This is a genomic window from Nocardia carnea (assembly GCF_029868325.1).
In the GTDB taxonomy this organism is placed as follows: Bacteria; Actinomycetota; Actinomycetes; order Mycobacteriales; family Mycobacteriaceae; genus Nocardia; species Nocardia carnea_C.
The window spans coordinates 16312-28394 of sequence record NZ_JARWNW010000162.1 but is presented as its reverse complement, the minus strand read 5'-3'; the positions used below and the strand labels follow the sequence as shown (position 1 = coordinate 28394).

Below are 12083 nucleotides of genomic sequence, written 5' to 3'. Positions count from 1 at the left end.
CGGCGGAGCGCAATATGAACGATTCCCGCCGATACGTCGTGATCGGGGGCGGGCTGGCGGGGCTCGCCTCGGCGGTATGGCTGGCCGAAGCCGGTAAGCAGGTGACACTGCTCGAACGCCGCGCCCGCGGTAGCCCCCCCGCTCCCGCCGGGGAAGTGGACCGTTCACCGGCGCAGGTGGTCATCCGCTGGCATCTGCAGCTCGGCAATATCGTCATCCCGAAATCGGTGACCCCCGAGCGGATCGAGCAGAACTTCGATGTTTTCGGCTTCGAACTCTCCGCCGAGCAGATGAACGCCATCACCGGATTGGACAGCGGCACCCGGACCGGTGCGGATCCGGCGACCTTCGCGGTCGGTCTGGAAACCTGAGTCCGCGCGTTCCGCGCACCGCCACCACACCGGCCCCGGCTGGCACCGCCCCGCGTCGTGCCGGGTGGGCCGGCCCGTCGCTGTGGCAGAGTGGTCGGTAACGCATCGTTATTGGCTGTTGGATCGGTATTCGTTGAGCGGGGAAGGGACACACATGCTCGGGGTCAGCCGCGACGGCGACGTCGTCACCATCGAACTACAGCGTGAAGAGCGTCGTAACGCGCTGAACCTGGATCTGGTCGTAGGGCTGCGCGAGGCGCTCCTCCAAGCAGCGCACAACGCCCGCGTCATCGTGATCACCGGCCGGGGGCCGGTGTTCAGCGCGGGCGCGGATCTCGACGGTGTGTACTCCACCGAATTCCTGGACGCCCTGCTGGAGATGCTGCACGAGGTCGAGGCGATGCCGGTACCGGTGATCGCCGCGCTCAACGGGCCCGCGCTCGGCGCCGGTGTGCAGTTGGCGATGGCGGCGGACCTGCGGGTGATGGCGCCGGATTCGTATCTGGCGGTTCCCGCGGCGAAACTGGGTATCTCCGTGGATCGCTGGACCACTCGGCGGCTGGTCTCGCTGCTCGGTGGCGGCCCGGCCCGTACCGTCCTGCTCGGTGCCGAACCCATCTCGGCGGCCGATGCCTACACTTTCGGCTTCGCCAATCGTCTCGGAACGTTGGCGGACGCGCAGACGTGGGCGAAATCGGTGGCCGAACTCGCGCCGCTGTCGCTGCGGCACCTGAAGCTGGAACTCAACGACGACGGCACCCGGGAGCCGTCACCCAAGGAACAGCAGTCCGCCTTGGAGGCAGCATGGAACAGCGAGGACGCCGAGGAGGGCCGGCAGGCCCGCAAGGAGAAGCGCTCCCCGAAATTCGTGGGCCGGTGATGCGACCCCGTATCCTCCCCGCCGCGGTGGCGGGGTTGGCCGGGATGACCGTACTGGGTTGGGTGCTGCGTGCACTGGACGGGTTACCGGCGGCGCTGGGTGCCTCGGTTTCGGCGATCGCACCCACTGCTACGGGGGCGCGCAGCTACCGCAACCGTCAATTCCACAACACCGAGCCCGCCTCGCCGATCGTCGTACCCGACGATCCCGCCGGGCTGCTGTCGATGGCGTCCGCGATGCGGGCGGGGCGGCCGAAGGGGGTCGTGCCGCTGGCCGAGCCGCAATGTCCGGCGGTGGCCGCCGATCTGGCCGTCACCTGGTACGGGCATGCCAGCGCGCTGATCGAGGTCGACGGTTTCCGGGTGCTCACCGATCCGGTGTGGAGTGAGCGGGTTTCGCCGTCGCGACTGGTGGGGCCGAGCCGGATCCACCCGGTGCCGGTGGCGTTGACCGAACTGCCGCCGGTGGACGCGGTGGTCATCTCGCACGACCACTACGACCATCTCGACGCCGATACCGTCACCACCCTGCTGCACACCCAGCGCGCGGTTTTCGTGGTTCCGCTAGGGGTCGGCGCGCATCTGCGGCTCTGGGGTGTGCCGGAAGCACGGATCGTCGAATTGGATTGGGGTGGTTCGCATTCGCTGTCCGCGCGGGACGAGTCGGGGGGCGAGCTGACGATCACCTGCGCCGAGGCCCGCCATTTCTCCGGGCGCGGCCTGGTCCGCAACACCACCCTGTGGGCGGGCTGGGCGCTGGCCGGCCCGGCGCATCGGGTGTACTTCGGCGGCGATACCGGGTTCACCAAGGCATTCGCCGAGACGGGGGCGCAGTGCGGCCCCTTCGACCTGACCCTGCTGCCCATCGGTGCCTACAACCACAGCTGGGCCGATATCCATATGAATCCCGAGGAAGCGGTGCGCGCCCACGCCGATCTGTGCGGTGGCGATCCCGGGCACGGCGTGCTGCTGCCGATCCACTGGGCGACCTACAATCTGCCCCCCCACCCCTCCCCCACCCGGGGCGCGGGGTGGGGGCGGCCGCGGCCGCGGCCGGTACCGACATCGCGGTGCCGGTACCCGGGCAACGGCTCGATATGGGTGATCTCCCGCCAGGGCGTTCCTGGTGGGAGGATATGGAGTGAACACTTCCGCTCGGCGACAGGAAGGAATTCGGCAATGAGCTTGATGGACAACCTGAAGAATCTGGCCGGTAAGGGTCAGGAAGCGGCGGCCAAGAACTCCGACAAGATCAACCAGGCGGTCGACAAGGCCGGGGATTTCCTCGACCAGAGGACCAAGGGCAAGTATTCGGACAAGATCCAGAAGGGTAAGGAAGCCGCCCGCAAGGTGGTTCCGCCCGACCAGCCGGGTGGTCCGGGACAGCCGGGGGAGCCGGGGCCGGGCCCGCGGCCGTGAGCCGCGGCCGGGCGCTGTGAACCCACGTGCACCGGACGTTCGGCGGTGAACCCGGTCAGCCGGATATCGAGGTCCGGCTGAGCAATCTGGACAAGGTGCTCTATCCGGCGACCGGCACCACCAAGGGCGAGGTCATCGAGTACTACGCGGAGATCGCCCCGGCGATGCTGCCGCATATCGCGGGCCGGCCGATCACCCGTAAACGGTGGCCGAACGGTGTTGCCGAATCGTCGTTCTTCGAGAAGAACCTCGGCGCGGGTACGCCGTCGTGGTTACCGCGCCGCGCCCAGGAACACTCCGACCGGACCGCGCATTATCCGGTGATCTCGTCGCAGGCCGGCCTGGTCTGGCTGGGGCAGCAGGCCGCCCTGGAGATCCATGTACCGCAGTGGCGGTTCGACGGCGATGCGCGGGGCCCCGCGACGCGGCTGGTGTTCGATCTCGATCCCGGCCCCGGCGCGGGTCTGCCCGAATGCGCGCGGGTGGCGCTCGGGGTGCGGGATATGGTCGCCGAAATCGGGATGCGGGCGTTTCCGCTGACCAGCGGTAGCAAAGGTATCCACCTGTACGTCCCGCTGGACCGGGCACTGAGTCCCGGCGGGGCGTCCACGGTGGCCAAACAGGTCGCCACGAATCTGGAGAAACTTCTTCCCGACCTGGTCACCGCCACTATGGCGAAGAACGTGCGGGCCGGGAAGGTGTTCCTGGACTGGAGTCAGAACAACCCGTCCAAGACGACCATCGCACCGTATTCGCTGCGCGGACGCGAACAGCCGAACGCCGCCGCACCGCGCCACTGGGCGGAGCTCGAGGATGACCGTGGGCTGCGGCAGCTGCGGTTCGACGAGGTTCTGGAGCGGTACCGGTCCGACGGCGATCTGCTGGCCGGGCTGGATACACCACTGAACGACGCGCTGACGAAATACCGCTCCATGCGTGACCCGGCGCGCACACCGGAGCCGGTACCGCCGCATGCACCCCGGCCCGGCCCCGGTGATCGCTATGTCGTCCACGAACACCATGCCCGGCGGTTGCACTGGGATGTGCGGTTGGAACGCGACGGGGTGCTGGTGTCGTGGGCGGTACCCAAGGGGCCGCCGGAAAGTACCCGGCAGAACCGGCTCGCGGTGCACACCGAGGACCATCCGCTGGAATACCTGGACTTCCACGGCACGATCCCGGCCGGTGAGTACGGGGCGGGGGAGATGTCGGTCTGGGATTCCGGCACCTACCGCGCCGAGAAGTGGCGCGACGACGAGGTGATCGTGGTCTTCCGTGGCGAGCGGCTCAACGGCCGGTACGCCATGATCCGCACCGAGGGCGATCAGTGGCTGATGCACCTCATGAAAGACCAGCCTGCGACCGCGGAACTGCCGCGTGGGCTCACTCCCATGCTGGCCACCAGTGGCGAAGTGGCCGGGCTGCCGGACTCGGAATGGGCGTTCGAACGGAAATGGGACGGATACCGGCTGCTCGTCGAAATCGATGCCGGCGAACTGCGACTGCGCAGCCGGGCCGGGAACGATGTCACCGCACGCTATCCCCAGTTGTCGGTACTGGCCGAGGAACTGGCTGGCCACCAGGTGATACTCGACGGTGAGCTCATCGTCCGCGGACCCGACGGCGCGGTGAATATCGCACTGTTGAAAGCGAATCCGCGTCGCGCCGAATTCCTGGCCTTCGATCTGCTGTTCCTCGACGGCACCTCGCTGCTGCGCAAGCGCTACCGCGATCGGCGCCAGGTGCTGGAAGCGCTGGCGGCGACGACCACCGAACTCCGGGTGCCGCCGCGCTACGAGGGCGACGGCACCGAGGCCCTGCGTCGCAGCGAAGAAGAAGGCGCCGAGGGGGTGATCGCCAAACGGCTGGTTTCGGTGTATCTGCCCGGGACCCGCGGGCATTCGTGGGTGAAGCACCGGAACTGGCGCACCCAGGAGGTGGTAATCGGTGGTATGCGGCGCAGTAAGGCGCGACCGTTCGCCTCGCTGCTGGTCGGGATACCCGGCGAGGACGGCCTGGTGTACGTGGGCCGGGTCGGTACCGGGTTCGACGAGGCGGGGATGGCGGATCTGGCGGCCCGGCTGCGCCGGTCGGAACGTAAGACGCCGCCGTTCACCAACGAGATGTCGGCCGACGAACTCCGGGACGCTATCTGGGTGACGCCGAAGATCAAAGGCACTGTTCGCTATATGGATTGGACGGATGGCGGCCGCTTCTGGCACCCGGCCTGGCTCGGCGAGGTGTGACAGCCGTCGCTGCCGTCGTTCCTCCGCTCGCCGCGAAACCGCTGGGTATCGTTACCTCCGTAGCGAGTTGGAACGAGGAGCACACACCATGGATTTCAAAGGGCTGGCGAACAAAGCGCTCGGTTTGGCGCGCAAGAACGCCGATAAGGTCGACCCGCTGATCGAGAAGGTCGGCGATGCGGTGGACAAGAAGACCGGCGGAAAATACGCGTCGCAGGTCGACAAGGCGCAGGACGCCGCCCGCAAAGCCGTACGTGATCAGCAGAAGTAGGTGGTGAACTCCGCCCCGAGTGAGTTTCGGGTGCGCGTTGCCGGGGGTGGTCCGGCCGGTCTGAGTAAAGGCCGGGCGGCACTCGTGGTCGCCGGATTCGCGGTCGTGATGCTGGTCGCGAATTCCCTTGCCGCGTCGGTTCACAATCCTGTGGCTGCCCTCATCGTCGGCCCAGTGCTGGCGTGCGCGGTGGTCTGGCTCTACATCTGGGCCGGACGCCGTATCGAGCGGCGTCGGGTTGCCGAGTTCCCCCGTCGCGGCGGCGGCCTTCACCTCGTGGTCGGCACGGTGTCCGGAATAGGCCTTGCGGCAGTAGCGATCGGTGTCCTCGCGCTGCTCGGCGTGTATCGAATCAGCGGGTGGGGGTCGGTCTCCGGTGCTCTCGCGGTGGCCGGCGCCATGTGCGCCGTCGCCGTCGCGGAGGAAGTGTTCTTCCGCGGTGTCGTCTTCCGGCTCCTCCGGGATCGCTGGGGGGCTGCGGTCGCGCTCGTCGTGTCCGCCCTGATCTTCGGCCTGGTGCATCTGCTCAATCCCGATGCTTCGGTGTGGGGCGCGATCGCGATCGCCGTCGAGGCGGGTCTGCTGCTCGGTGCCGCTTACCTCGCGACGGGATCGCTCTGGCTGGCGATCGGCCTGCACTTCGGCTGGAACGCCGCGACCATGGGGATCTTCGGCACCGTCGTGTCGGGGAGCGAGGCGCGCGAATCGCTGGTCACTGCGGTCACGACAGGCCCGGATTGGCTGTCCGGAGGAAGTTTCGGCCCGGAAGCGAGCGTTGTCTCGGTCCTGGTCTGCTCGGCGGCGACCGTGCTGCTGCTATACGTCGGACATCGGCGCGGCGTGCTGTCACCCCCGAAGGGCTGAACTACCACGGTGTTACCGGAAGTCGTAGGTGCGTCTGCGGAGGAAGTGGAGCCCGCGGGGGGCAGCGCACAGCGTTCAGCCGACGCGCAGCCGCACCGGCAAACCCAGGCGTTTCCTCCGCGCGCCGCGAACTACGGGGCCCGGGCGCGGGTCGTTCAGGTCAGCAGGTCGAGGGCCAGAGCTCCAGCGCAGACTGCTACGACGACGGCCAGCGCGACCGCATCGTTGCGGCCGGGGCCGGCCGGGCGTGCGGTCAGCCGTCCGGTCCCGCCGCGGGCGGTGATGGCTTCACCGAGTTCGCCGGCGCGGCGCGTCGACACCGCCATGGCGGCGGTGAGGATATCGATCAGTGGGTCGGTGGTGCGGTGCAGTAGATCGGGTTTGGGGCGTAGCCGGCGTGCGGCGCGCAGCACCCGGATCTCCTCCAGCAGGAGTGGTAGCCCGCGCAGGGTGAGTGCCACCACAACGGCGAGTTCGTCGACCGGGACCCGTAGTTTGCGCAGTGGCCGGCCGAGGGTGGCCAGGGCGGGGGCGATCTCGCTCATCGGTGTGGTCCAGGCGATCAGCATGGATGCCGACAGCAGGATGAGCCCGAAGACCACGACCTGTGCGTAGCGCAGCAGCGCGACCCCGCCGACCGGTGCGCTGATCACTGCTCCGAGCGCGATCAGCAGCCAGAACACCCACGGAAGCCGGGGTACGACGCCGAGGGGGAGTCGCGCGAGGGCCCCGACCGCGATCAGGAAGACGATCGTGACGCCGAGGATCGGCCAGCTGGGCAGGAACATCAGCAGCAGGCTGATCAGGAAGACACCGATCATCTTGGTGCCGGCCCAGAGCCGGTGGATCGGGCTGGCGACCGGGACCTGGCGCAGCAGTACCGTGCTCATCGGGCACCTCCGTGGGCGTCGCCGCGTAGCCGCCAGGCCGCGCCCGGGGCACGGTGGTGGACTTGTCCGGGTGGGTGGACCGGTGGGATGGGCGCGGTATCGGCGTCCGGTTCCGGGGCCGGGATATGCGCGGTCTCGGTTTCGGGGATACGTCCGGCCTGCAGGTGGACGGTGCGGTCGCAGATGGCCGCGACATCCTCGACATCATGTGAGATGACGATCAGTGTCAGCCCCGAATCGCGCAGCCGGGCCAGCAGGTCGACGATATCGGCGCGGCCCTCGGGGTCCAGACCGGCCAGTGGCTCGTCGAGCACTACGACCTGTGGATGGCCGGCGACGATGGCGGCCAGCACCACCCGTTTCGCCTGACCGCCGCTGAGTTCTTCGATGGATCGGGTGGTCAGCGAGCGGTCCAGGCCGACGGCGTCGAGGGCCTTGCCGACCGTGCCCGATCCGGTGCCGTCACCGCCCCAGTCGGCGATCTCTTCGCCGACCGTATGGCGTTGCAGTTGCAGCCGGGAATGCTGGAAGGCCAGTTCCACCCGGCCGATCTGTTTGCTGACCGGTTTCCCCGCCAGTTCGCACCGGCCGACGCTGGGGGCGATGAGCCCGGCCATGATCCAGGCCAGAGTCGATTTCCCGGACCCGTTCCCGCCGACCACCAGCAGCGCTTCCCCGCGGCGGACGGTCAGGTCGATCCCGTGCAGGGCCTGCGCTTCCCACGGTGTGCCACGGTTGTAGGTGTGCCGGACGCCATGCAGCTCCAGAATCGGAGCGCCCATGGGCCGGCGCCGCTGCGCACGAGACGGTTTCGGCCAGGCGGGCAGGCGATCGACCATCCGGCCGTCCGCGAGATGAATCACTCGGTCGGCGGCGGCCGCGTCGGCTTCGTGGTGGGTCACCAGCACCACCGCCATCGGATGTCGCTTCGGTAGTTCGGTCAGCAGCGCCACCAGTTCGCGGCGGCCGTCCGGGTCGATCATGGAGGTGGCTTCGTCGGCGATGAGCAGCGCCGGGCGCCGGGCGAGGGCCGCCGCCACGGCGAGCCGCTGCTGCTGACCACCGGACAGGGTCGCGGTTTCCCGGGCGCCCATGCCGTCCAGCCCGACCTCGCGTAGCAGATCGTCGATCCGGACCTCGGCGGCCAGTTCGGTGGGCAGTCCCCAGACGACATCGTCGGCGACCAATACCCCGAGGGTCTGGCTTTCCGGTCGCTGGAGTACCAGGGCGGTGCCACCGAGATGGCCCAGGCCCGCCGATCCGGGCCGGTCCACCGTGCCGCTGCTCGGTGGCAGTCCGGCCAGCAGCCGGGTGAGGGTGGATTTTCCGGAACCGTTGTGCCCGACCACGGCGACGAATTCGCCGACCGCCACGCGCAGGTCGATCCCCGCCAGCGCATCATCGGCTGCGCCCGCATAGCGGTAGCCGGCCCCGCGCAAGGTCACCGGGAGCGGCGCGATGGGGCGGTCGTCGGCGGGTGCGTCGAGCCGGTCGGTGCCGGGGAGCCAGGTGAGCCGGTCCAGGACGGAGCCGAGGACGAACCAGGAGACGAGTGCGGTGACCACGGTGCCGATGGCGACGGTGGCGCCGATATAGATCCACCACCACTGCAGGACGACCTCGGCCACGTTCAGTACACCGCGACCCAGCGGTGCCAGCTGGGCTTGCCGGGAGGTGAGGTCGGCCAGGCCGGTGGCGGTATTGCGGATGTTGTCGAACAGCAGGTCGCGGGTGGCGGAGAAGACCAGCAGGAAACCGATCGAGAACGCACCCCACGCGAGACCCGCGACGACCGAGAGCCCGGTGACCGCGAGGAGACCGCCGCGGCGGCGTTTGACCGTGCCGACGATGCCGCCGATGGTCGCGGTGGCGACCATGGCCATCGCCGCGGTGAGCCCGGCCGCGACGAAGGTGACCAGGGCGGCCGAGACGGAGGCGGTGAACAGGGCGCGGAATCGGTACCGGTGCGCCAGCAGGCCCATGGGGACGGCGGCCACGAGCTGGAGCGCCGCGGCGAACGGGATCACCGAACCGACCGTGACCAGTCCGACGGTCGCGCCGCCCAGGACCGCGCCGGTGGCGAGCTCGATCGGCCGTAGCGCCGCTCGAGGATCGCGGGCGGGCCGGTCGGATGCGCCGGGCCGGGTGGTAGCGGGCTGGTCACTCACGACGTCAAGTCTGCCAGCCGTGCGGCCGCGCGCGAATCGACGGTATTGCAAGCATGCGCATCAACGCATATGTTGTCTGCGTGGGACATGATCATACGCATCGGGTATCACCCGAAAGCGCCTCCGGGAAATACGTCGGCCGCCTGGCGCTGGCCCTGGCCCTCGGCGCCGCATTCATGCTGGTCGAACTGGCGGTCGCGCTGGCCACCGGTTCGCTGGCACTGCTCTCCGACGCCGCGCATATGCTCACCGATGTCGTCGGTATCGCGATGGCGCTCTCGGCCATCCTGCTGGCCCGCAACACCCGGCCCAGCTATACCCGCACCTTCGGCTACTACCGCGCCGAGGTGATCGCCGCGCTGGCCAATGCCGTTCTACTCTTCGGGGTGGCCGGTTATGTCCTGGTGGAGGCGGTGCGCCGGTTCGGCGAACCCCCGGAGGTCCCGGGTGTGCCGGTGCTCATCGCGGGCGTGATCGGCCTCGCCGCCAATATCGTGTCCTTCTTGTTGCTGCGGCGCGGCGCGGCGGAGAGCCTCAACGTGCGCGGCGCCTACCTCGAGGTTCTCGCCGATATGGTCGGTTCGATCGGGGTGCTGGTCTCGGCGGCGATAACCCTCACCACCGGCTGGTACTACGCCGATATGGTCGTCGGTGTGGCGATCGGTGTGTGGGTGCTGCCCCGCACCTATCTGCTGGCGCGCCGCTCGCTGCGGATCCTGTTCCAGCACAGCCCGGAAGAACTCGACGTCGAGGCCGTGGCGGCCGAACTGGCCGCGGTACCCGGGGTCTGCGATGTCCACGATCTGCACGTGTGGACCCTGACCTCCGGAATGGAGGTCGCCTCGGCGCATATCACCACGTCCGGACCGGATATGCGCGACGAAATACTGCGCGCCGCGCAACACCTGCTCGCCGAGCGTTTCCATATCGAGCACGCCACCCTGCAGATCGAGACCACCGATACCGCCCGCCGCTGCACGGAGCTGTCCTGGTAGCCGCCGCCAGGTCGATAGAGATATTCGGCCATAATGGCGGTATGGTGCAGCGTCCATCGGTCCGGGACTGGGATTTTCCGCGCGGGGTCGCCAGTGTCGCGCTGATGGTGGGATACGGCGCCGAACACGGGGTGGCGCCCGCGGCGCTACTGCGCGGCACCGATCTCACCGAGGCCCGCCTGCGCGACCCCGACGCCCAGATCGATGCGCATACCGAACTCGCGGTGGTCCGGAATCTGGTGCGCCAACTCGACCGCCCCGGTATGGGAATCGAGGTGGGCCGCCGCTACCGCATCACCACCTTCGGTATCTTCGGCTTCGCCTGCGTCAGCAGCCCCACACTGGCCGAAGCGATCGATTTCGCCCTGCGCTATATGGAACTGAGCTTCGCCTTCTGTCTGCCGGTGACACAGTGGGAGGACGGCGAATTCGTCGGCCGGATCCTCGACGACTCCGTTCCGGCCGATCTCCGGCAGTTCCTGGTGGAACGCGATGTGACCGCCATGCATCAGGTGATGAGCGATCTGCTGGGCCGCCACCTTGCGCTGGTCCGCGCCGAATTCCGGTTCCCCGAACCGTCCTACGCCGACCGGATCGCCGCGGTCACCGTGGCCCCGCCGCGGTTCGGCCGCCCGGAAAACCTGGTCGCCCTGGATCCAGCGATCCTGGACCAGCCCCTCCCGCAGGCCAACGAACACACCCTGGCCATCTGCCTGGCGCAATGCCGCGATCTGGTGCATCGGCGCCGCGCCCGCACCGGGATCGCCGCCGAGGTCCGGGCCCGGCTGGTGCCCCGCGGCGGGCTGGACGGTTTCACCGCGCCGCCCGGTATCGACGCCGTCGCCGCCGGCCTGAACATGAGCACCCGCACGCTACGCCGGCATCTCGATGCCGCCGGTACCAGTTACCGCGCACTACTGGACGAGGTGCGCCAGGCGCTGGCCGAGGAAATGCTCACCACCACCCCGCTGTCGGTGAGCGATGTGGCGATCCGGCTCGGCTACGCCGAGGCCTCCACATTCATTTACGCCTTCAAACGCTGGACCGGCGCGACCCCCGCCGCCTACCGCCGGGCCCGCGCCGGACGGTACTGAAGGGTCAGTACGGGCTCGCGATCCAGCCACCCATCGGGACACTGCGGAAATGGGTGATCAGCCGATGGTCGTCGTCGATCACGTGCAGGGCGACCGACGGATCCGGCCCGTAGTCCATCACCCGCTCGGGCGGCGCGAGCTCCCATTCGCCGCCCAGCACCGAGGCCGTGCTCGGGCCGATGAGCAGCGGTCTGCCCGCGAAAGTGCTCACCCCGGCGGTATGCGCGTGCCCGGCCAGGGTCCCGATGATGCGCCGGTCTCCGGTGATCACCGCGGCCAGCCGTTGCGGATCGTCCAATGCGATCGTGTCCACGATCGGACTGTGCAGGAAAACCGGCGGATGGTGCAGGGCCAGCAGCACGGCCGCGTCGGGCGGGGTCGCGGCGAGGGTGTCGTCCAGCCAGTCGTAGGTCTCGTCGGCCAGCCGGCCCCCCGACTGCCCGGGCACGCTGGAGTCCAGCAGAATCAAGGTCAGCTCGCCGACCCGGTGCACCTGGTTCACCGGATCGTCCGACGGCGGACCGGACAGCAGCACCTCCCGGAACGCTGCCCGCTCGTCGTGGTTCCCGGGAATCGCGAGCACCGGCAGATCGGCCTGTAGCGACATCCGGGCCTCGGCATACTGCTCGGGTTTGCCGGAATCGGTGATATCGCCGGTCACCACGATCACATCCGGCCGCCGCCGCAGATCCGCCAGATAGGCCATCACCCGTTGCGCGCGCTCGGTGTTACGGGTCCCGAGATCGAAATGTGTATCGCTGACCTGAGCCACCAGGATCATCGGTGCTCCTGTGTTTATTGGCGCGCCTTCGGCGCGCGGGGTTTCGGCCCCTTTGGTCCTTGCTTTCAGCCTTCGAGACTCGCGGCTTCGCCGCCTCGCTTGGAA

The 12083-nt window shown here is 68.8% G+C and carries 11 protein-coding genes and 1 pseudogene; 9 read left to right on the top strand and 3 right to left on the bottom strand.

Annotated features, from left to right (window positions below; genetic code table 11):
* The 7 genes and pseudogenes from QH196_RS12230 to QH196_RS12200 all read left to right on the top strand — a co-directional run.
* The coding region (locus tag QH196_RS12230; RefSeq protein ID WP_280415891.1) for an aldo/keto reductase at nt 1-371 on the top strand (371 nt) is incomplete at its 5' end.
* Between the two features lie 154 nt (nt 372-525).
* Nucleotides 526-1251 (top strand): enoyl-CoA hydratase, encoded by a 726-nt coding sequence (locus QH196_RS12225; RefSeq protein ID WP_280415890.1) that lies wholly within the window; start codon nt 526-528, stop codon nt 1249-1251.
* Nucleotides 1251-2395 (top strand): annotated as a pseudogene (locus tag QH196_RS12220) (MBL fold metallo-hydrolase). Before QH196_RS12225 ends, QH196_RS12220 begins: the two are co-directional and overlap by 1 nt.
* Before the next feature lie 34 nt (nt 2396-2429).
* Nucleotides 2430-2669 carry an antitoxin gene (locus QH196_RS12215; RefSeq protein WP_062972664.1) on the top strand — a complete coding sequence of 80 codons (240 nt, stop codon included), beginning with the start codon at nt 2430-2432 and terminating at the stop codon, nt 2667-2669.
* A gap of 26 nt (nt 2670-2695) precedes the next feature.
* Nucleotides 2696-4915, top strand: a complete 2220-nt coding sequence (locus tag QH196_RS12210) for an ATP-dependent DNA ligase (protein WP_280415889.1) — start codon at nt 2696-2698, stop codon at nt 4913-4915.
* 88 nt (nt 4916-5003) lie between these two features.
* Entirely contained in the window at nt 5004-5186 is a 183-nt protein-coding gene (locus QH196_RS12205; RefSeq protein WP_195055474.1) for an antitoxin, read from the top strand.
* 30 nt (nt 5187-5216) lie between these two features.
* The gene (locus tag QH196_RS12200) at nt 5217-6050 is read left to right on the top strand and encodes a CPBP family intramembrane glutamic endopeptidase (RefSeq protein WP_280415888.1); all 834 of its coding nucleotides are present in this window, start codon (nt 5217-5219) and stop codon (nt 6048-6050) included.
* Nucleotides 6051-6205: 155 nt separating this feature from the next.
* On the opposite strand, the gene QH196_RS12195 is transcribed toward QH196_RS12200, so the two are convergent.
* Together QH196_RS12195 and QH196_RS12190 are read right to left on the bottom strand one after the other, a co-directional pair.
* Nucleotides 6206-6940: an energy-coupling factor transporter transmembrane protein EcfT gene (locus QH196_RS12195; protein ID WP_280415887.1), complete on the bottom strand. Its 735-nt coding sequence runs from the start codon at nt 6938-6940 to the stop codon at nt 6206-6208.
* The gene (locus QH196_RS12190; protein WP_432279479.1) at nt 6937-9108 is read right to left on the bottom strand and encodes an ABC transporter ATP-binding protein; all 2172 of its coding nucleotides are present in this window, start codon (nt 9106-9108) and stop codon (nt 6937-6939) included. Before QH196_RS12190 ends, QH196_RS12195 begins: the two co-directional genes overlap by 4 nt.
* 80 nt (nt 9109-9188) lie before the next feature.
* Here QH196_RS12190 and QH196_RS12185 point away from each other — a divergent pair, with 80 nt between their 5' ends.
* Both QH196_RS12185 and QH196_RS12180 read left to right on the top strand, forming a co-directional pair.
* Nucleotides 9189-10103, top strand: a complete 915-nt coding sequence (locus QH196_RS12185) for a cation diffusion facilitator family transporter (RefSeq protein ID WP_280415886.1) — start codon at nt 9189-9191, stop codon at nt 10101-10103.
* A gap of 41 nt (nt 10104-10144) precedes the next feature.
* Nucleotides 10145-11197 (top strand): AraC family transcriptional regulator, encoded by a 1053-nt coding sequence (locus tag QH196_RS12180; RefSeq protein ID WP_280415885.1) that lies wholly within the window; start codon nt 10145-10147, stop codon nt 11195-11197.
* Nucleotides 11198-11201: 4 nt separating this feature from the next.
* Here QH196_RS12180 and QH196_RS12175 read toward each other — a convergent pair whose 3' ends face one another.
* Nucleotides 11202-11978 (bottom strand): metallophosphoesterase, encoded by a 777-nt coding sequence (locus tag QH196_RS12175; protein ID WP_280415884.1) that lies wholly within the window; start codon nt 11976-11978, stop codon nt 11202-11204.
* Nucleotides 11979-12083 lie beyond the last annotated feature (105 nt).